The following is an 18,982-nucleotide window of genomic DNA, read 5'->3' as shown; positions in this document are numbered from 1 at the left end:
ACTAGACCGACAGTAACGAAGGCGGGCGGCGCCGACTTCCCGACACCGCCCACTTTCGCTAAGAGCGTCACGCCTCCTGCACCCGTCCGGGTGGCTACCGCGCCGCGGTTTCCTCGGCCGGGGTCTCCTCCGCCGCCTGCTCCCCGTCCGGGGCGCCGAACAGCTCGGAGAGGTCCACCTTGGCACCCGAGGCGTCCACGACCTCGGCCTGGCGCACGACCGAGGCGAGGGCCTTGCCGCGGCGCACGTCGGCGAAGATCGCGCCGAGCTGGCCGGACTGCTGGGCCCGCTGCACGTACTCGTCCGGGCTGATGCCGAAGCGCTGGGCCTGGTAGATGATCCGCTCGGTCAGCTCGGCGTCGCTGACCTGGACCGCCTCGGCCTCGGCGATGGCGTCGAGGATGAGCTGGGTCTTGACCGACTTCTCCGACTCGGCGAGCACCTCGGCGTTGAAGTCCTCACGGGTCTTGTCCTGGGTCGCGAGGTACTCGTCGAGCTTGGCCTCGTCGTGGTCGAACGGGTGCACCGCGTCGTGCTGGCGCGAGGACACCTCGGCCTCCACGACCTTGTCCGGCAGCGGGACCTCGACGGTCTCCAGCAGCGCGTCGAGCACCTTGTCGCGGGCCTGCACGCCCTGCTGCATGCGCTTGACCCTGGTGAGCCGCTCGCGCAGGTCGGTGCGCAGCTCGTCGATGGTGTCGAACTCGCTGGCCAGCTGGGCGAAGTCGTCGTCGGCCTCGGGCAGCTCGCGGACCTTGACCGACTGCACGGTGACCGACACGTCGGCGTCGCGACCGGCGAACTCACCGGCGACGAGCGCGGTGGTGAAGTTCTTGGTGTCGCCGACCTCGGCACCGAGCAGGGCCTCGTCGATGCCGTCGATCAGCTCGCCGGAGCCGACCTGGTAGGACAGGCCGCTGGTCTTGGCGTCCTCGACCTCTTGGCCGTCCACAGTGGCCGACAGGTCGATGGACACGAAGTCGCCGTCCTCGACCGGGCGGGTGGCGCCGGTGAGGGTGCCGAAGCGGGCGCGCAGCTCGTCGAGCTGCTCGTCGACCTCGGTGTCGGCGAGCTCGAGGTCCTCGACGGTGACCGAGAACTCGCCGAAGGCGGGGATGGTGATGTCGGGGCGGACGTCGACCTCGGCGGTGAACGCGAGGTGGTCGCCGTCCTCCAGCTTGGTCACCTCGATGTCGGGCTGGCCGAGGGCCTTGACCTCACCGGCGGTGACGGCCTCCATGTACTTCGCCGGGATCGCCTCGTTGACGACCTCGTCGAGCACCGGCGCGCGGCCGATGCGGGACTCGATGACGCGGGCAGGGGCCTTGCCCGGGCGGAAGCCCGGGATGCGGACCTGGCTGGCGAGCTTGCGGTACGCGCGGTCGAAGTTCGGCTTGAGCTCGTCGAACGGCACCTCGACGTTGATCCGTACCCGCGTCGGGCTCAGCTGCTCGACGGTGCTTTTCAACGTGTTCTCCTCGTGCGACTGACTACGGCAACAGCGGTAGTGCCTAGCGGTGGTGGCGGGGCGGCCCAGCTGGGGCGTTCCCGAGTCCAGCCCGGTCGGACGCGGACGGCCTGGATCAGCCCCCGAGTCTAGGCGAGCTTGCCCAGGTCGGACCCCGGCGGGGTCGCCTGCCCCGCGCCGAGCTCGCCGAGGGTGCGCAACGCGTGCCCGGTGGAGCCGGTCACCTCGACCAACGCGATCACGTGGTCGATCCCGGACCGGTGGCTGGAGTCGCGGAGCCGATGAGCGCAGAAAGCCGGGTCGCCGATGGGGTGAAGGTCGCACAGGTACCGGGCGTACGCCACTGGATCTCTACTCGGGCCGGGGCCGCCGTCGACCCGGACGTGGGCGGCGAGCCCCTGTTGGAGCCACCCCGGCGCGGCGGCCATGACCTCCGCGACGGCCTGTTCGCGCGTGTCAGCGATGTGCACCACGACCGTAGAGACGTGGTCGGCGTCGGCAGGTCCACCGGAGGCTCGGTAGTGGTCGACGAAGGCGCGCTTTTCGTCGTCTGTCATGTGCATCCCGAGGAGCATCGGGACACCTCGGGCGGCGGCAAGCTCAACTGTCGCTAGTGAGGTGCAGGCGAGGTGAAGAGTTGGTGGAGCCGTTGGGGTTGGCACGATCGGAACTGACCGAAATGGATGGTTGGCGTTTCCCTCCACAGTTGACTCGCGCAGCGCTCGAAGGAGCAGATCGAGCGCGGCAGGCATGCCGGTTTGGTAGCGCTCTATAGACGACCCGAACACCTCTAGATCCACCCATGGACCGCCCCGGCCCACGCCCAACCGAAAGCGGTTGCCGCTGACGATGCTCAGGAGCCGGGCGCGCTCGGCTAGGGCTACCGGGTGGGCTGTCGTGAGAACGCTGATGGCCGTACCGACGTCGATTCGGGTGGTGCGGCCGAGTAGGTGTGCGGCGAGGGTGATGGCGTCCGGACAAGTGCCGTAAGGCATGAAGTGGTGCTCGGCCACCCAGGCGTCGGCGAGCCCGACCCGGTCGGCGGCGACGGCGATGTCAACCGTCCGGCGGAGGGCATCGGTGTCCGTCTGTCCGGGGAACCTGGCGGCGAGGAGGAAGACTCCGAGTTTCACGCTTCCGGCTGGTACCGGGTCAGTGGCCCGCGGGCAAGCGGCGGCAGGGTGATCGGTACTGGGCCGTTCCGGTGGCGGGTCTTGTCCGGTGTTCAACGAACGCGGTACGCAGTACTCGCGGCCCGCTCCCCCGGCTCGGCCGCCCTGTGACCTGGAGGTGCGGATGTCTCTCGATGTGCCCGCTGACTTGTTGGCGCGCGCCGAAGCCGGACCGGTGGACGACGCGGACTTCATCGCTGTGGTGCGCGACTCGCTGCCTTACGCCTGGGAGGTGATCTCGTCGGTCGCGACCTCGGTCGACGGCAGCGGGTTCGCCGACAACGAGGTGCCGCCGCCCAGTGAGGCCGAACGCGGGCAGCTGCTGCGCGCGCTGGCCTCGGACTCGATCCGCGGTGGGCTGGAGCGCCACTTCGGCGTGAAGCTCGCTTTCCAGAACTGCCACCGGGTGGCCGCGTTCACGCCTTCCGCGGTGGACAGCGACCGCTACCGCGCGTTCATCTCGCCGCGCGGCCAGCTGCTCAACCAGTCCCCGGAGCTGCGGGACTGCTAGCCAGACCCGGCAGGGGGCAGATGGATCGCACTTCCCCGCGGGAAGCGACCTCCCGCCCCCATCTCCCCCTGCCACCCCACACGCGACGACCGAAGGCCAAGCGACCATGCTGGGTCCAGGCTGCCGCACCGTGGGCGACAACCCCATTGGTTACACGCTCGACACAACGGGCCGATAGGCCCGAGCGAGCCACGCCGGTTCCGGCGCCTGCCGCACCGTAGGGGTCTGGGGGGTCGCCCCCCAGAACGACAAACGGGCGACCCGGTCCACGTTCTCCGTGGACACGGGCCGCCCATCGTCCGTCGGGCTGACAGGATTTGAACCTGCGACCCTCCGCTCCCAAAGCGGATGCGCTACCAAGCTGCGCCACAGCCCGGGGTCTTGTCACCCAGCCTAGCGGCACCCGCTAGGCTGTTTTTCGCGCGGTACCGGATGCCGCGTACGCGGGCGTAGCTCAATGGTAGAGCCCTAGTCTTCCAAACTAGCTACGCGGGTTCGATTCCCGTCGCCCGCTCTCCCAGTGGTCAGGCCTTAGCAGGCCTGACCACTTTTCGTTAGCTGGGAACGTTCCCAGCCCAGGTTTCGCCAGCAAAGGGCGACCGTCGCCGTTGAATCGCCGGGTGGTGTGATGTGAGCCACAGCCAGCCGGGTGATTTTCGCCGGTGCGCGCGAAGAACGGGTCAAGGGCCGTGGTGCGGGCGAGGGCATGTTCGGTAGGCAGGAGCCATGTCGCAATCCGGCTATTTCGACCTAGACGTGTCCCTGTCCGTTCGCCGCACCGTGGTCGGGGCGGGGGTGTGCGTGCTCGACGACGCGGGGTTGGTGCTGATGGTGCGGGCGGGGGGCGGTTTCCGGTTGCCCGGCAAGGCGCAACCGCCCGGCGAGTCGCTCCCGGACGCCGCCGTGCGGGCGGTGGAGGAGCTGACCGGGGTGTGGGTGGAGATCACCGGCCTGGTCGGGGTGTTCAACGACGCCAGTGAGCCGTGGAGCACGGAGCTGGCGGTGTGCTTCCGGGGTCGCCCGGTCGGCGGGCGGCTGTCGACGGCGCGGGCGGCGTGGCTGGAGCCGGAGCGGCTGGCGGAATTGCCGGTGCCGGAGGCCACCCGGACCGTGGTCGAGCACGGCCTGGACGGCTCGCCCTACTTCACCTGAGCGGGTCGGCGGGCGTACTCGACCTCGAGGACCGGTCTGCCGTCGCCGTAGTCGCGTTCGCGGATCAGACCGGTCTCGGTGAAGCCCGCCCTGGTGTAGAAGCGGCGGGCCCTGGTGGCACCGGACAGCGTCCACAGGCGGATCCTGCGGTAGGCGATGGCACCGGCCAGCACGTCGTCCACGAGGGCCTGCGCGACGCCGGTGCCCCAGGCGATCGGGTGCGCGTAGAGCGCGCGCAGCTCCGCGTCGTGGCGGTTGTCGGGGTGCCCGCGGTACCAGGCGAAGGCCACCACCCGGTCGCCGCGTTGCGCCACCAGCACGACGTCGTCCGGGCGCTGGGCGCCGAGCCGGTCGCGCCAGGCGCCACGGCGGCGTTCAACGAACGCGGCGAGCCAGCGGCTCTCGAAGAGGTCGCGGTGGGACACCCGCCAGGCCTCGGCGTGCACATCGCCGATGGCGGCGGCGTCATCAGAGCCCGCTTCGCGTACCAAGACCGGAGCGCTTACCCGCATGACCCACCCTTGCGGGCAGTCGATTTCCCCATCGGCCCACCATATCGACGCTTGCCCGGTGCGCAACGCCAACCGCAAAGGCCTGGCGGTGAGCGGTGATCTGCCGTAGACAACCGGCACGTGAACACCTACACCGTGCGCTCGCTGACACCCGATGAACTGACCACCGTCCCGCGATTGGTGGCGTCCGCCTTCTTGGCCGACTACGCGGAAGAGGAGATCGCCGCCAAGGACGGTGCTCTCAACGCGGACTCGACGAGCCTGGGCGCGTTCGTGGGCGACCGCCAGGTGGGCGCGGTACGCGTGCAAGAGCGCGGCGTGCGGGTGCCTGGTGGTGACCTGGTGATGTTCTCGGGTCTGACCTCGGTGGCAGTGGCGCCTGACTACCGCAGGCGCGGTGTGCTTACCGCCTTGATGCGCCCGGTCCTCGCACGTGACAGCCTCGCGGTCTCCGCTCTGTGGGCGTCGGAGTCAGCTATCTACGGCCGCTTCGGCTATGGCGTGGCGACGGAGTCGACTCAGCACACGTTGCCCACTAAGTCAGCGTTCCGACCCGGCGTCACGGCCGACCCTTCGGCGGTTCGCGAACTGCCTAGAGACAAAGCTATGCCGGTAATCAAGACCCTCTATGAGAGGTACGCAGAGAAGCAGGTAGGTGCTCTTACCAGGATCGAAGGGAACTGGGCGTACCACTACTACGACACTGAAGCGACGCGGCACGGACAGACGCCGTACCGGTTCGCTGTGCACCCAGACGGCTATGCCGCGTACCGGGGGAAACCGGAATGGACCGACAACGGGCCCCGCGGAACCGTGCACGTACACGAGCTCGTGGCCAACACCCCGGAGGCGTACACCAGCCTCTGGCGGTACCTGCTCGACATCGACCTGGCAGCCACCATCGAGTACGAGGGCAGCGGGGACGACCCGCTGGTCCAGTTGCTGCCTGACACGCGCACCGCGTTGCGGAAGCGGTTCCACGGGCTGCACATCCGCCTCACCGATGTCGCGGCAGCGCTACCGCTGCGGGGGTACCAGGCACCGGTGGACGTCGTCGTCGAGGTAGTCGACAGCTTCTGCCCGTGGAACGCCGGACGTTGGCACCTGGTTGCCGCAGATGGCCGGATGACAGTCGCCAAGACAGACTCAGCAGCGGATCTAACCCTGGACGTGCGAGACCTCGGCGCGGCCTACATGGGTGGCACCCGGCTTAGCACGCTGGCCGCTGCCGGCCTGATCGCCGAGCACACAACGGGAGCCGTGGCGGGTCTATCGCACGCCATGCAGGCTGAGCGGGAGCCCGCCTGCCGCGAGGTGTTCTAAGCGACCTTCGGGAACCAGGGCACGAGCGTCCCGCGTTGTCACGGGTAAGCGGACGAAGGAGGCGCTATGGGCGGCGGGATCGTGGTGGCCATCATCATCCTCGCGGTAGTGGTCCTCGGTGTGGCGGTGGCGCGCAACCAGGCCAACAACCGCGCCCGGCAGCTCGACGACGCCAAGGCGGAGGCGCGGCGCTGGGTGGAGCGGCTGGGCGGCCAGGTGATCAACCTGACCGGCACCGACGAACCGTCGCGGCAGGCGATCGCCGACGCCGCGGAGCGCTACACCGCCGCCGGGTCGCAGATGGAGCAGGCGACCACCGTCGACCAGGCCCGCCTGGTCACCAAGACGGCGATGGAGGGCCTCTACTACATCCGCGCCGCCCGGCTGGCGATGGGCCTGGACCCCGGCCCCGAGCTGCCGGTGGACCCCGAGCAGCAGCGCGCGGGCCGGGTCGAGCAGGACCGGCGGGTCAGCGTCGAGGGTCACTCGTACGAGGCCTCGCCGATGCCCGGCCGCGGCACGCCGCACTACTACCCGGGTGGTCGCGTCGCGGGTCGCCCGGTGCCGCAGGGCTGGTACAGCGAGCCGTGGTGGAAGCCCGCGCTGGTGGCAGGAGCCTGGGGTATCGGCACGGTGCTGCTGTTCGACGCGATGTTCTCCGGCATGGCGGGCATCCCGGACGCCTCGGCGTGGGAAGCCGGGTACGACGCCGGTCAAGCCGACGCCATCGCCGACTCCGGTGGTGACGCGGGCGGCGACGCCGGTGGTGACGCGGGCGGCGACGCCGGTGGTGACTACGGGAGTGACTACGGCGGCGGTGGTGATTTCGGTGGTGGCAGCGACTTCGGTGGTGGCGACTTCGGCGGCGGGGACTTCTTCTAACCCGGCTGGCAGGTGGGGCACCAGTGGTTGTTGCGGGCGGCCAAGACCTCGGTGAGCACCGGGGTCCCGCAGATCAGGCAGGGCATCCCGGCGCGGCGGTAGACGTAGACCTCGCCGCCGTGCCGGTCCTGGCGCGGCGCCCGACCGGTGGCCTCCGGCAGGTGCTCGTCGCGGACCGTGTCGATCCGTCCCCTGTGGACACCCAGGCGCATGAGGGCGACCAGGTCCGGCCACATCGCGTCCCAGGTCGACCGGTCCAGGTCCCGGCCCGCGACCGACGGGTGGACACCGTGGCGGAACAGCAACTCGGCCCGGTACACGTTGCCGACACCGGCCACGACGGACTGGTCCATCAGCAGGACGGCGACCGGGGCGCGGGAGCGGGAGATCCGCGCCCACACGCGCTCCTGGTCGGCGTCGGCGCGCAGCGGGTCGGGGCCGAGGCGGGCGCGCAGCGCGTCGACCTGGCCGTCGGTCAGCAGCTCGCAGCGGGTCGGGCCGCGCAGGTCGGTCCACCGGTCGGCGCCGACGAGGCGCATCCGGACCTGGCCGACGGGCTCGGCGACCGGGGTGTCGCCGTCGGTGAAGGTCCCGTAGAGGCCGAGGTGGACGTGCACCACCCGATCGGGGCCGTAGACGTGGAACAGGTGCTTGCCGTGCGCCTCGGCCGATTCGAGCACCGCACCGTCCACAACGGACGCGTCGGCGGCGAAGCGGCCCTGCGGACTGCTCACCCGAACCGGGGACCCGGCGTACCACCGGTGGTGCAGACCGGCCAACCGGTGCAGGGTGTGACCCTCAGGCACGCGGAAGTTCACCCCATCCAGCGACAGCGCAACGGACTCAGGCGGGCAGCGCGGGCGGCTCGCCGGTGCGCTCGAACTCGCTGAGCAGGTTGATGCGGCGCTGGTGGCGCTCGTCGCCGGAGAACTCGGTGGCCAGGAAGGCTTCCACGATGGCGGTGGCCTCCTCGGTGCTGTGCATCCGCGACCCGACGCCGACGACCTGCGCGTTGTTGTGCTGGCGGCTCAGCTGCGCGGTCTCGACGCTCCAGGCGAGCGCGGCGCGGCAGCCCGCGACCTTGTTGGCGGCGATCTGCTCGCCGTTGCCGGACCCGCCCAGCACGACGCCCAGGCTGCCCTCGTCGGCGACCACGCGGCGCGCGGTCTCGACGCAGAACGGCGGGTAGTCGTCGAGGGCGTCGTAGGCGTGCGGGCCCACGTCGACGACCTCGTGCCCCGCCGCGGTCAAGTGCTCGACGAGGTGGGTCTTCAGCTCGAAGCCCGCGTGGTCGGATCCCAGGTATACGCGCACGGGCTGAGTGTGCCACCCGGGTTCGGCCGCGGCGCAGCCGGGAGCGCGGGGACGTGGGCGGGGTTACAGGCAAAACACTGTAGATCCGGTAGAAAGCCGGGATGCGATGGATCGAACTGGGTGACCGGGTGTTCGCCAGCCGCAACACCGAGCTGGACCAGACCATGGGGCTCGTCGTCGGGCGGGACCGCTGCTTGGTGGTCGACACCGGTACCGACGAGCGGCACGGCGCGGCGTGGGCGGCCGCGATCCGCGAGGTGACCCCGGTGCCGTGGACCGTGGTGATCACGCACGCGCACTGGGACCACTTCCTCGGCACGGCGGCGTTCCCCGGCGCCGAGGTGTGGGCGCACCCGGCCTGCGCGAGCGAGATGGCCGTAGGCGCGCGTGCGCAGGCGGTGAAGTGGGCGGAGCACTACCGCGAGTCCGGCCGCGACCACCTCGCCGACCGACTGCTGGCCGCCCGGGTTGTGGCGCCGACGCACGAGGTGACCAAGCGCGTCGAGTTGGACTTAGGCGAGCGGGTGGTGACGCTGCTGCACCCCGGACGCGGCCATACCGACAACGACGTCGTAGTGCACGTGCCGGATGAAGGCGTGCTGTTCGCGGGGGACACCGTCGAACAGGGTGCCCCGCCGTCGATCGGCAAAGACGGCTACCCCTTGGAGTGGCCCGCCGCGCTGGACGTGCTGCTGGACTTGGCACCCCGGGTTGTCGTACCGGGGCACGGTGAGCCAGTGGACGCCGGGTTCGTGCGTGCGCAGCGGGCCGAACTCTCGGCCATCGCGGGATTGTTCGACGGGGTGCGCAGCGGGACGCTCACTGTGGAGGAAGCCTTGGCGCAGAGCCCTTATCCGGAAGAGGCGACCCGTCCCGCGCTAGAGCGGGGACGGGTCGGGTAGCTCTACCGCTGGATGGACTTGACCTCAAGGAACTCTTCAAGCCCGAATCGACCCAACTCGCGGCCGTTGCCGGACTGCCGGTAGCCGCCGAAGGGCGCGACCGGGTTGAAGGCACCGCCGTTGACGTCGACCTGACCGGTGCGCAAGCGCTTGGCGACCGCGACCGCCCGGTCCTGGTCGGCGCCGAACACGGCGCCCGCCAGGCCATAGATGGTGGAGTTGGCGATCGCCACGGCTTCGTCCTCGTCGGCGTAAGGCAGGATCGAGAGGACTGGGCCGAAGATCTCCTCTTGCGCGATCCGCATGTCGGCGCGGACACCGGCGAAGATCGTGGGTGGGACGTAGGCGCCGCGTTCGGGGAGTCCGTCGGTAGAGCCGCCGTAGGCGAGGGTGGCGCCTTCCTCGACGCCTAGGCGGATGTAGCCGAGTACCCGGTCGCGCTGGGCGGCCGAAGCCATGGGGCCGATCCTGGTCGCCTCGTCCAACGGGTCACCGACGGTGTACTTCGCGGCCGCGGCGACGGCAAGCTCAACTGCCTCGTCGTGCCGGTCGGCGGGAACCAGCATGCGGGTCCACGCGGTGCAGGTCTGGCCGCCGTTGATGAAGGTGTTGGCCAGGCCGATCTTGATGGCCCTACCGAGGTCGGCATCGTCGAGAACCACGTTGGCGGACTTGCCGCCCAGTTCGAGCGCGACCCGCTTGACCGTCTGCGCGGCGACGGCGGAGACGCGCTTGCCCGCGGCGGTGGAACCGGTGAAGGACACCATGTCCACGCGCGGGTGGGCCGCGATGGCCTCCCCCACGACCGGACCGGTGCCGTGCACCAGGTTCACCACACCATCGGGTACGCCTGCCTCGGCGAGGATCTCGAGGAACAGGTTGGCGTTGAGCGGGGCCACCTCGCTCGGCTTGAGCACGACGGTGTTGCCCGCCGCCAGCGCGGGCGCGACCTTCGCGGCGATCTGGTGCAGGGGGTAGTTCCAGGGCGTGATCGCGCCGACGACGCCGACCGGTTCGCGCACGACGAGCGAGTTGCCGATCTCCTCGGTGAAGGCGTAGCCGCCCTCGACCAGGTCGGCGATGCCCGCGGTGGTCGCGGCGGGCAGGCTCGCCTGGACCTTGGTCGCGAACCCGATCGGTGAGCCCATCTCAGCTGTGATCAACGCGGCGATCTCGGCGCGGCGGGCGGTCACGCCCTCGGCGACCTTGCGCACGACGGCGGCGCGGTCGCGGGGATCGCGGGCGGCCCACCCGGCGAACGCCTCGGCGGCGGCGGCGACGGCGGTGTCCACATCGGCCGGGGTGCCCGCGGGGACGGCGGCGATGACCTCTTCGGTCGCCGGGTTGACCACGTCGATGCGCTCGCCTGCCGACTCGACCAGCGCGCCGCCGATGACGTGGCCCGCGCGGATGGTGACGGGAGCAGCCATGAGTCCTCCACCTTGTGACACCTGATGCCGATTTCGTCGTCAGAGTGTCACATCGAGGGCCCGTTGCGCACGCGCGGGGTTCGGACAGCAAGATCAAACTGACCGAAAGCCCCCAAAACACACAGCTTACCGGCGAACCCCGACGAAACGGGGCGGCGAGGAGCGGGCTGTGGACAACTGGGTGGGGCCGGAGTGGGCGCGCTGGGGGCGCGCTGAGCAGCCCCCGAAACCAGCCTAGTGGGGGAATTGAGGGGGCTGGGGTGGTGAGAGGGCCCTGTGGACAACCGGTTGCGTTGTGGGCAACCGGTTGCCGCGAGGGGGTCGAGCGGGGTCAGTCGAAGTTCAGGTCACCGGTGCGGGTGCGCTTGAGCTCGAAGAACTTCGGGTAGCGGGCGAGGGCCACGGCACCGTCGAACACCGCGAGGGCGTCGTCGCCGCGGGGGATCTCGGTGAGCACGGGGCCGAAGAACGCGACGCCGTCGATGTGGATCGTGGGGGTGCCGACCTCCTGGCCGACCGGGTCCATGCCCTCGTGGTGCGACTTGCGCAGCGCGTCGTCGTACTCGGTGCTCGTGGCGGCGTCGGCCAACTCGGCGGGCAGGCCCACGTCGGCGAGCGCGCCCTTGATCGCCTCGGTGTAGTCCTTCTCACCCTTGTTGTGGATCCGGGTGCCCAGCGCGGTGTAGAGGTCGCGCAGGACCTCCTCGCCGTGCTGCTGGGCCGCGGCGATGGCGACGCGCACCGGACCCCAGCCGCGGTCGAGCAGTTCGCGGTACTGCTCGGGCAGGTCCGGCTTGTCCGCGTTGAGCACCGACAGGCTCATCACCCGGAAGCGCAGGTCCAGGTCACGGTGCTGCTCGACCTCGAGGATCCACCGCGAGGTGATCCAGGCGAACGGGCAGATCGGGTCGAAGTAGAAGTCGACCTTGGTGGTCTTGTTCCCAGTGTTGTCGGCCGTTGGCGCTTGCTGCGGTGCAGTCATGAAACGTCTCCAGAGTTGGATCTTTGCCGCGTGTGGTGGGCGTGAGCGGCCGCCCCCGCTGGTGCAACGCGCCGCCGCTGGGAATGCTTCCCCATGGTTGGGGGCACCACAGGCCGCCGGGGCGTGATTGGATGCGATTGTCATCTACGACCCGCCGCCGCGCGGGTCAGCGGTGAGCCAGCCCGAATCCGCCCGTCCCCGCTGTTCCCCGCCCCAGTCCGACCGACGAGTTCGCCGAGGTGTTCGCCGTGGCCGCGCCCAACCTGACCCGAGACCAAGCCCAACGGCGCGCCGCGCTGCTGGAGGTGGAGTCCTACTCCATCGAGCTGGACCTCACCGACGGCGTCGGCCAGCCGGGCGAGACGACCTTCGCCTCCCGCGCCACCGTCCGGTTCACCAGCCGCGAGGCCGGTGCCAGCACGTTCATCGACATCGTCGCCGACTCGGTGCTCTCCGCCGAGCTCAACGGGGTCGCCATCGACGTCTCCGGCTACGCGCCGGAGAACGGCATCGAGCTGGCCGACCTCGCCGAGCACAACGAGCTGACGGTCGTCGCCACCTGCCTCTACACCAACACCGGTGAGGGCCTGCACCGCTTCGTCGACCCGGTCGACAAGGGCGTGTACCTGTACTCGCAGTTCGAGACCGCCGACGCCAAGCGGATGTTCGCCTGCTTCGACCAGCCCGACCTCAAGGCGACCTACTCGATCGCGGTCACCGCGCCCCGGTCGTGGAAGGTCGTCTCCAACGCCGCCGCCGAGTCGATCAGCGATGTCGCCGACGTCGAGGGCACCGCACGGCACGTGTTCGAGACCACCAAACCGATGTCCACCTACCTGGTGGCGCTGGTCGCCGGTCCTTACGCCGAGTGGCGCGACGAGTTCACCGACGAGCACGGCACCATCCCGCTGGGCATCTACTGCCGGGCCTCGCTCGCGGAGTTCATGGACGCCGAGCGGCTGTTCACCGAGTCCAAGCAGGGCTTCGCGTTCTTCCACGACAACTTCGGCGTGGCCTACCCGTTCGGCAAGTACGACCAGTGCTTCGTGCCGGAGTTCAACGCGGGCGCGATGGAGAACGCGGGCTGCGTGACCTTCCTGGAGGACTACGTCTTCCGCAGCCGGGTCACCCGCTACGCCTACGAGCGCCGGTGCGAGACCGTGCTGCACGAGATGGCGCACATGTGGTTCGGCGACCTGGTCACCATGCGCTGGTGGGACGACCTGTGGCTCAACGAGTCGTTCGCGACCTGGGCCAGCGTCCTGGCGCAGGCCAGCGCGACGGAGTACGAGCACGCCTGGACCAGCTTCGCCAACATCGAGAAGTCCTGGGCCTACCGCCAGGACCAGCTGCCCTCGACGCACCCGGTCGCCGCCGACATCCCGGACGTGCAGGCGGTCGAGGTCAACTTCGACGGCATCACCTACGCCAAGGGCGCCGCGGTCCTCAAGCAGCTGGTCGCCTACGTCGGGTTGGACAACTTCCTGTCCGGCCTGCGGGTGTACTTCGGCAAGCACGCCTGGGGCAACGCCACGCTGGCCGACCTGCTCGCCGCGCTGGAGGAGGCCTCGGGCCGCGACCTGTCCTGGTGGAGCGCCCAGTGGCTGGAGACCACCGGCCTCACCTCGCTGCGCGCCCGGTTCGAGGTCGACGCCGAGGGCAAGTTCACCGAGTTCGCCGTTCTGCAGGGCGGGGCCAAGCCGGGCAAGGGCGAGCTGCGCACGCACCGGATCGCGATCGGGGTCTACGACGACGCGACCGACACCGTCGGCAAGCTCGTGCGCACCCACCGGGTGGAGATCGACGTCGACGGCGAGCTGACCGAGGTGCCCGAGCTGATCGGCATCGACAGCGGCAAGCTGGTGCTGGTCAACGACGACGACCTGACCTACTGCACGATGCGCCTGGACCCGGGTTCGCTGACCACGCTGATCGACCGCATCGGCGACATCACCGAGCCGCTGCCGCGCACCCTGTGCTGGTCGGCCGCCTGGGAGATGACCCGCGAGGCCGAGCTCAAGGCGCGCGACTTCCTCACCCTGGTCTGCCACGGCCTCGACGCCGAGACCGAGGTCGGCGTGGTGCAGCGGCTGCTGCTGCAGGCGCAGACCGCCATCACCTCCTACGCCGACCCGGACTTCGCGCCGACCGGCTGGCAGCGGTTCACCGACCGGGTGCTGGAGCTGGCCCTGGCCGCGCAGCCGGGGTCGGACCACCAGCTGGCACTGGTGAACGCCCTGACCGGGTCCGTGCTCGACGAGGCCAAGCTGGGCGTGCTGCGCGGCTGGCTGGACGGCTCGGCGGAGCTGGAGGGCCTGCAGGTCGACACCGACCTGCGGTGGCGCCTGCTGCACGCCCTCGTGGCGCACGGGGCGGCTGGCGACGACGAGATCGACGCGGAGCTCAAGCGCGACTCCACCGCGGCCGGTCAGCGGCAGGCGGAGCGGTCCCGGTCGCTGCGGCCCACCGAGGCGGGCAAGGCCGAGGCATGGCGGCGCGCGATCCACGACGACGACCTGCCTAACGCCATCAACGAGGCAATCATCGGGGGCTTCTCGCACCCGGCACAGCGACCGCTGCTGCAGTCTTACGCGCCCCAGTACTTCACCGACGTGGCCGGGGTCTGGGCGCGGCGCTCTAGCGAGCGTGCGCAGTCGGTGGCCCTGGGCCTGTTCCCGGCCTGGGCGGTGCGCCCCGAGACGGTGACCGCGGCCGACCAGTGGCTGGCAGGCGACCACCCGCCCGCGCTGCGCCGCTTGGTGTCCGAGGGCCGGGCTGGCATCGTGCGCGCCTTGGCCGCCCGCGAGTTCGACGGTTCTTAAGACGACCCGCTAGAGGCCGCGGCGACGCGGCCTCTACGCGAAGAGGCCCCGGACCACATGTGGTCCGGGGCCTCTCGCTGTTCGTACTTAGTGCTTGGGGGCGTTGCCCGCCTGGTCTGCCAGCATGCGCAGGGCGCTGACCAGGCCACCGACGAGGTCACCCTCCTTGAAGGAGGCGACCATGCTCATGACGGCCAGGTTGCAGCCGCGGTCGGTCAGCCTGCGGGAGGACTCGGTGCCGGTGATGATCTCCACCCGGCGCTGGCCGGGGGACACCGCGATCAGGACCGACTCGGCCGAGTGCGTGCCGATGGCGGCGTGCAGCTCCTCGGCGCGGACGCGGGTGTCGGCGCCCAGGTCACCCAGGTACACGCTGAAGCCGATGCCGGTCGCGCGCGAGGACAGCGTCAGCGCCTCGTCCAGCCGGGTCAGCGCGACCGTGGAGAACGGCAGCCCGGGCGGGGCGACCGTGCGCTGCTGGGCGACGGAGATCCGGCCGCTGTTGGTGCGGACCGCGCCGTAGCCGTGCTCGGGGTCCTCGACAAGTACGTCCGGCTCGTGCCGGACGAGGTCACCAGCCACCACGGGCTCCTCCCTTGGCCGTGTGCACCGGTGTGCCCGCCTCGGCGTGCCCGGCGTGAGCGGAACCCAGACCGGCGGGGTTGGCCGTCCACCACACCGGCTCGTGCTCCCACTCCTGGCCGGGGCGGTACCGGGGTGCCTTGGCGAACCTCTCGCGCAGGGTCATGAGGGCGATCACGCCGTAGATGGCCAGCGGGATCGCCGCGAAGACGAGAAGGGTCTCGACGAGCGTCACAGCGGATACGGTAGCCGACAGGGCGCTGACCGGCCGCGACGGCCTCGCCGATCGATCACGGGTGCGAGCACCGCTCTGAGCGGATGAACCGCTGGTCGCGCCACGTGCGCGTTGGTGCTCTCTTGGTAAGGCTGCTGGGCCGAGAGACGGCCACGACGGTAGCTCTTTGGGCCTATCAACAAGGGGCGAACGGCCTCAAACGCGCACGCCAGGGCGCTTGGGGGTTGCCGACGTCTTGTCGGTTACCGATCCGAGTCATAGCTTTCACCTGTACGGCCCTTGCGAAACGACCCCTCCGCTTCTCTCGATGCGCAACCGCCCTCAGGAGGCCACCCCATGTACACCATCGCTTCCCACGACGCGGCAATGATCATCACCCAGATGGCCGACTACACGCAACCGGGTGGCGGCGCACCCACCGGCGCCCGGGCGGCGCGGGGAACCCGGGTGACCCGCGGGACCCGGGTGACCGCCCTCCAGGGTGACACGGAGGTGACCTTGCACACCAGGGGGATTTCGACCGGGCGCGGCACCCGGGTCACCAGGGGCACCCGCGTGACCGGCGCCGACAGGGGCACCAGGGTCACCCGTGGAACCCGGGTCACCTCGGCGGACCGCGGCACGCGGGTTACCCGCGGGACGCGCGTCACCTCGGTTCTCGAGTGCGGCACGCGGGTCACCCGCGGAACCCGGGTGACAGCACTGCTCGAGAACGGCACCCGCGTCACCCGCGGAACGCGAGTCACGCGAGGTACCCGGGTCACGGCCGAGCTCGAATGCGGCACCAGGGTCACTCGCGGAACCCGGGTCACCAGGGGTACGCGCGTCACCCGGGGCACCCGCGTCACCTCCGTGCTCGAGTGCGGGACCCGCGTCACGCGTGGGACGCGCGTTACCCGGGGCACCCGCGTCACCTCCTTGCTTGAGCGCGGCACGCGAGTCACGCGTGGGACGCGCGTGACCTCTCTTATGGAGTGCGGTACGCGAGTCACCCGAGGCACCAGAGTTACCCGGGGCACGCGCGTGACGTCCGAGGTCGAGCGCGGCACCCGCGTCACCATGGGCACCCGCGTCACGCGTGGCACCCGCGTCACAGCGGCCGAGCGCGGTACGCGAGTCACCAGGGGCACCAGGGTCACCGCTGCCGAGCGGGGCACCCGAGTCACCAGGGGTACCCGGGTCACGCTGCAGGAGCGCGGCACCCGCGTCACGCGTGGCACCCGAGTCACGGCCGCCGAGCGGGGCACGCGCGTCACCATGGGCACGCGGGTCACTCGCGGTACCCGGGTGACCAGGGGAACCCGGGTCACCTCGGGCACGCGCGTCACCGCCGCCTAAGCACGAACACGTACCTCTAGCCTCTAGCTCTTCCCTCTAGTTCTAAGCGGCAGGCTCACCCAGATACGGCAGCCACAGCGGGTCAGCGTCGACCACGCCTGCGAGCAGCCGCCAGTGCGGGCCGCGCGGCGCGGTGGGGACCACCCGCAGCCGCCAGCCCAGCTCAGAGAGCATCTTGTCCGCCTTGCGGTGGTTGCACCTAGCGCAACACGCGACGCAGTTCTGCCACGTGTGCTGCCCGCCTCGACTCCGCGGGACGACGTGATCTATCGTCTCCGCCCGACCACCGCAGTAAGCGCAGCGGTAGCGGTCGCGGTGCATCAACCCGGCCCGGGTCAGCGGGACGCGGCCCCGGTAGGGGACGCGCACGTAACTGCTGAGCCGGATCACCGAGGGGATCACCACGCTCGAGGTCGCCGAGTGCACGACCATGCCCGCCGGGTCACCGTGCACGACCTCGGCCTTGCCGCACACGACGAGGACGACGGCGCGGCGCAGCGACAGCGCGGTCAGCGGTTCGAACGTGGTGTTGAGCAGCAGCACCCGGCGCCTGCCCCACGAGGGGACGACCGGGAGCTGGACGGGGATCGGGATCGGGGCGGCCCGGGCGCGCGAAGCGACCACATCCGGCGCCGAGGCGTCCGGATCCGGGCAAAGCGTCGGCCCCGGCGCGTGCCCCGAGGGCGCGCCGGAGCGGGTCGGTTGTCGGTCTGGCACTCGACCACCTCCACCGGTGCTGGGCTAAGTCGACCACAAACCGACCCCCGAACGCACGTGTGTTCTGTGACGTGTCCCGGATCACCCAGCTAAATCCCGGTGAACGCCGCTTGTGGACACCCGGCTCGACCGGTCCCCGGCGGCCGGCTATCGTCGGCGCCGATGATTGCCTCCCACTTCCCCCAGCCGCCGCGGACCCAACTGCCGTTCACCATGGAGCCGCCCAAGTGCATCACCGAGGACGGCTCGTGGTGCGCCGAGGTGTGGCGGTTGACCGGCAACGAGTGGCTGGCCGCCTCGGCCGGGTGGCTGGTGGCCAAGCCGCTGAAGATCCTGCTGATCTTCGTGGTGGCGTTCGTGATCCGGGTGCTGGTGCGCAGGCTGATCGACCGGCTGACCTCCGGTGAGGGCAAGACCCCGGCGCTGCTGCGGCCGCTGAAGGAGCGCGCGCCGCAGGCCCTCGGCGCGCTGGTGTCAGAGCGGCGCCAGCAGCGGGCGAAGACGATCGGCTCGGTGCTGAAGTCCCTGGTGACGTTCATCGTCTACGGGCTCGCGTTCATCATGGCGCTCGGCGAGCTCGGGGTGAACCTGGGCCCGGTGATCGCCTCGGCCGGGATCGTCGGCGTCGCGCTCGGCTTCGGCGCGCAGAACCTGGTCAAGGACTTCCTGTCCGGGATCTTCATGATGCTGGAGGACCAGTACGGGGTCGGCGACGTCGTCGACGTCGGCGAGGCGAGCGGCACCATCGAGGCGGTGGGGCTGCGGGTGACCACGCTGCGCGATGTCAACGGGACCGTCTGGTACGTGCGCAACGGGGAGATCCTGCGGGTCGGCAACTCCAGCCAGGGCTTCGCGGTCGCGGTGGTCGACCTGCCGGTCGGCTACGGCGCTGACGTGGACGCGGTGATCGCGCTGCTGGACCGGATCTCCAAGGAGGTCGCGGGCGAGGAACCGTTCTCCTCCGACGTGATCGAGCCGCCCGAGGTGCTGGGCGTGGAGAAGGTGACCCCGGAGAGCGTCACGGTCCGGATGACGGTGAAGGTGCGCCCCGGCAGGCAGTGGGCGGTGCAGCGGGCGCTGCGCGCGCGGGCCATGGGCGCGGTGGAGGAAGCCGGGATCCAGCCGCCGATGGGCAGGCTGTTCCCCCCGACGGCCCCGGCCTAGCGGCCGGTGCGCGAGGATGGGTGTCGTGGGCACACCGATTGAACCCGACTCCCCCACCGAGAGCTTCTACGACGCGGTCGGCGGGGAGGACACCTTCCGCCGGGTCGTTGGGCGCTTCTACGCCGAGGTGGCCCAAGACCCGCTGCTGCGGCCGATGTACCCGGAAGAAGACCTCGGTCCGGCCGAGGAGCGGCTGCGGCTGTTCCTGGTGCAGTACTGGGGCGGTCCGCACACCTACTCCGACCGGCGGGGGCACCCGCGGCTGCGGATGCGGCACCAGCCGTTCACCATCGGCCCGGCCGAGCGCGACGCCTGGCTGCGCTGCATGCGGGTCGCGGTGGACACCGCCGGGCTCGCCGAGGCGCACCGGGACCGGCTGTGGCAGTACCTGGAGATGGCGGCGAACAGCTTGCTCAACAGCTGGGTCTGACAAAGTTCAAGATCACAGGCGCTGGGCGAGCCAGCGGTACCGCGGG

General features: G+C 70.5%; 19 protein-coding genes and 2 tRNA genes. 10 read left to right on the top strand and 11 right to left on the bottom strand.

Annotation, left to right across the window (positions count from 1 at the left end):
- Positions 1–94: 94 nt before the first annotated feature.
- Positions 95–1,468, bottom strand: coding sequence for a trigger factor (tig, locus tag LV75_RS10775; RefSeq protein WP_253886668.1), 1,374 nt, complete (start codon positions 1,466–1,468; stop codon positions 95–97).
- A gap of 128 nt (positions 1,469–1,596) precedes the next feature.
- Positions 1,597–2,601 carry an LLM class flavin-dependent oxidoreductase gene (locus LV75_RS10770; RefSeq protein ID WP_253886667.1) on the bottom strand — a complete coding sequence of 335 codons (1,005 nt, stop codon included), beginning with the start codon at positions 2,599–2,601 and terminating at the stop codon, positions 1,597–1,599.
- 163 nt (positions 2,602–2,764) lie between these two features.
- Between LV75_RS10770 and LV75_RS10765 the strand changes: the two genes are divergently transcribed.
- The gene (locus LV75_RS10765) at positions 2,765–3,151 is read left to right on the top strand and encodes an SCO5389 family protein (RefSeq protein WP_253886666.1); all 387 of its coding nucleotides are present in this window, start codon (positions 2,765–2,767) and stop codon (positions 3,149–3,151) included.
- Positions 3,152–3,453: 302 nt separating this feature from the next.
- On the opposite strand, the gene LV75_RS10760 is transcribed toward LV75_RS10765, so the two are convergent.
- Positions 3,454–3,527: transfer RNA gene (locus LV75_RS10760), tRNA-Pro, on the bottom strand.
- A 67-nt stretch (positions 3,528–3,594) separates the two neighbouring features.
- Between LV75_RS10760 and LV75_RS10755 the strand changes: the two genes are divergently transcribed.
- Both LV75_RS10755 and LV75_RS10750 read left to right on the top strand, forming a co-directional pair.
- A tRNA-Gly gene (locus LV75_RS10755) sits at positions 3,595–3,665 on the top strand.
- Between the two features lie 212 nt (positions 3,666–3,877).
- A complete protein-coding gene (locus LV75_RS10750; RefSeq protein WP_253886665.1) occupies positions 3,878–4,303 on the top strand; it encodes an NUDIX hydrolase in 426 nt (141 codons plus the stop codon).
- Here the strand turns inward: LV75_RS10750 and LV75_RS10745 are convergent.
- Positions 4,291–4,815 (bottom strand): GNAT family N-acetyltransferase, encoded by a 525-nt coding sequence (locus LV75_RS10745; protein WP_253886664.1) that lies wholly within the window; start codon positions 4,813–4,815, stop codon positions 4,291–4,293. The genes LV75_RS10750 and LV75_RS10745 overlap by 13 nt on opposite strands.
- Positions 4,816–4,935: 120 nt before the next feature.
- Here LV75_RS10745 and LV75_RS10740 point away from each other — a divergent pair, with 120 nt between their 5' ends.
- Complete coding sequence (locus LV75_RS10740; RefSeq protein WP_253886663.1) at positions 4,936–6,138, top strand: GNAT family N-acetyltransferase; 1,203 nt, start codon at positions 4,936–4,938, stop codon at positions 6,136–6,138.
- A gap of 66 nt (positions 6,139–6,204) precedes the next feature.
- Positions 6,205–7,020, top strand: a complete 816-nt coding sequence (locus tag LV75_RS10735; protein WP_253886662.1) for a hypothetical protein — start codon at positions 6,205–6,207, stop codon at positions 7,018–7,020.
- On the opposite strand, the gene LV75_RS10730 is transcribed toward LV75_RS10735, so the two are convergent.
- Together LV75_RS10730 and LV75_RS10725 are read right to left on the bottom strand one after the other, a co-directional pair.
- On the bottom strand, positions 7,017–7,826 hold the full coding sequence (locus LV75_RS10730; protein WP_253886661.1) for an Fpg/Nei family DNA glycosylase: 810 nt from the start codon (positions 7,824–7,826) through the stop codon (positions 7,017–7,019). The genes LV75_RS10735 and LV75_RS10730 overlap by 4 nt on opposite strands.
- 37 nt (positions 7,827–7,863) lie before the next feature.
- Positions 7,864–8,334 (bottom strand): ribose-5-phosphate isomerase, encoded by a 471-nt coding sequence (locus LV75_RS10725; protein WP_253886660.1) that lies wholly within the window; start codon positions 8,332–8,334, stop codon positions 7,864–7,866.
- A gap of 101 nt (positions 8,335–8,435) precedes the next feature.
- On the opposite strand from LV75_RS10725, the gene LV75_RS10720 reads away from it, so the two are divergent.
- Positions 8,436–9,236, top strand: coding sequence for an MBL fold metallo-hydrolase (locus tag LV75_RS10720; protein ID WP_253886659.1), 801 nt, complete (start codon positions 8,436–8,438; stop codon positions 9,234–9,236).
- 2 nt (positions 9,237–9,238) lie between these two features.
- On the opposite strand, the gene LV75_RS10715 is transcribed toward LV75_RS10720, so the two are convergent.
- Positions 9,239–10,666, bottom strand: a complete 1,428-nt coding sequence (locus tag LV75_RS10715) for an aldehyde dehydrogenase family protein (protein ID WP_253886658.1) — start codon at positions 10,664–10,666, stop codon at positions 9,239–9,241.
- A gap of 331 nt (positions 10,667–10,997) precedes the next feature.
- Entirely contained in the window at positions 10,998–11,648 is a 651-nt protein-coding gene (locus LV75_RS10710; RefSeq protein ID WP_253886657.1) for a mycothiol-dependent nitroreductase Rv2466c family protein, read from the bottom strand.
- A 248-nt stretch (positions 11,649–11,896) separates the two neighbouring features.
- Between LV75_RS10710 and pepN the strand changes: the two genes are divergently transcribed.
- Positions 11,897–14,470, top strand: coding sequence for an aminopeptidase N (gene pepN, locus LV75_RS10705; RefSeq protein ID WP_253886656.1), 2,574 nt, complete (start codon positions 11,897–11,899; stop codon positions 14,468–14,470).
- 87 nt (positions 14,471–14,557) lie between these two features.
- Here the strand turns inward: pepN and LV75_RS10700 are convergent, their stop codons facing one another.
- Both LV75_RS10700 and ctaJ read right to left on the bottom strand, forming a co-directional pair.
- Positions 14,558–15,055 carry a DUF5130 family protein gene (locus LV75_RS10700; RefSeq protein WP_372504156.1) on the bottom strand — a complete coding sequence of 166 codons (498 nt, stop codon included), beginning with the start codon at positions 15,053–15,055 and terminating at the stop codon, positions 14,558–14,560.
- Positions 15,042–15,287, bottom strand: coding sequence for an aa3-type cytochrome oxidase subunit CtaJ (gene ctaJ, locus LV75_RS10695; RefSeq protein WP_253886654.1), 246 nt, complete (start codon positions 15,285–15,287; stop codon positions 15,042–15,044). The genes LV75_RS10700 and ctaJ overlap by 14 nt, the downstream gene beginning before the upstream one ends.
- Before the next feature lie 969 nt (positions 15,288–16,256).
- Between ctaJ and LV75_RS10690 the strand changes: the two genes are divergently transcribed.
- The gene (locus tag LV75_RS10690; protein ID WP_372504164.1) at positions 16,257–16,625 is read left to right on the top strand and encodes a hypothetical protein; all 369 of its coding nucleotides are present in this window, start codon (positions 16,257–16,259) and stop codon (positions 16,623–16,625) included.
- Positions 16,626–16,667: 42 nt separating this feature from the next.
- Here LV75_RS10690 and LV75_RS10685 read toward each other — a convergent pair whose 3' ends face one another.
- Entirely contained in the window at positions 16,668–17,342 is a 675-nt protein-coding gene (locus LV75_RS10685) for an HNH endonuclease (RefSeq protein WP_253886653.1), read from the bottom strand.
- Positions 17,343–17,504: 162 nt separating this feature from the next.
- Between LV75_RS10685 and LV75_RS10680 the strand changes: the two genes are divergently transcribed.
- Both LV75_RS10680 and LV75_RS10675 read left to right on the top strand, forming a co-directional pair.
- Entirely contained in the window at positions 17,505–18,506 is a 1,002-nt protein-coding gene (locus tag LV75_RS10680; protein WP_253886652.1) for a mechanosensitive ion channel family protein, read from the top strand.
- A 16-nt stretch (positions 18,507–18,522) separates the two neighbouring features.
- On the top strand, positions 18,523–18,936 hold the full coding sequence (locus LV75_RS10675) for a globin (protein ID WP_253886651.1): 414 nt from the start codon (positions 18,523–18,525) through the stop codon (positions 18,934–18,936).
- Positions 18,937–18,982: the final 46 nt, after the last annotated feature.

It is taken from the genome of Actinokineospora diospyrosa (assembly GCF_024171925.1).
Taxonomy (GTDB): Bacteria; Actinomycetota; Actinomycetes; order Mycobacteriales; family Pseudonocardiaceae; genus Actinokineospora; species Actinokineospora diospyrosa.
Note: the sequence above shows the minus strand (reverse complement) of the source record. Positions and strands in the feature narration are given on the sequence as shown.

Bases quoted from the DNA above. Each gene is read 5' to 3' on its own strand.
- LV75_RS10765 (WP_253886666.1), top strand. From the start codon at position 2,765: ATGTCTCTCGATGTGCCCGCTGACTTGTTGGCGCGCGCCGAAGCCGGA.
- LV75_RS10750 (WP_253886665.1), top strand. From the start codon at position 3,878: ATGTCGCAATCCGGCTATTTCGACCTAGACGTGTCCCTGTCCGTTCGC.
- LV75_RS10745 (WP_253886664.1), bottom strand. From the start codon at position 4,815: ATGCGGGTAAGCGCTCCGGTCTTGGTACGCGAAGCGGGCTCTGATGAC.
- LV75_RS10735 (WP_253886662.1), top strand. From the start codon at position 6,205: ATGGGCGGCGGGATCGTGGTGGCCATCATCATCCTCGCGGTAGTGGTC.
- LV75_RS10720 (WP_253886659.1), top strand. From the start codon at position 8,436: ATGCGATGGATCGAACTGGGTGACCGGGTGTTCGCCAGCCGCAACACC.
- LV75_RS10715 (WP_253886658.1), bottom strand. From the start codon at position 10,666: ATGGCTGCTCCCGTCACCATCCGCGCGGGCCACGTCATCGGCGGCGCG.
- LV75_RS10710 (WP_253886657.1), bottom strand. From the start codon at position 11,648: ATGACTGCACCGCAGCAAGCGCCAACGGCCGACAACACTGGGAACAAG.
- LV75_RS10690 (WP_372504164.1), top strand. From the start codon at position 16,257: ATGGAGTGCGGTACGCGAGTCACCCGAGGCACCAGAGTTACCCGGGGC.
- LV75_RS10680 (WP_253886652.1), top strand. From the start codon at position 17,505: ATGATTGCCTCCCACTTCCCCCAGCCGCCGCGGACCCAACTGCCGTTC.
- LV75_RS10675 (WP_253886651.1), top strand. From the start codon at position 18,523: ATGGGTGTCGTGGGCACACCGATTGAACCCGACTCCCCCACCGAGAGC.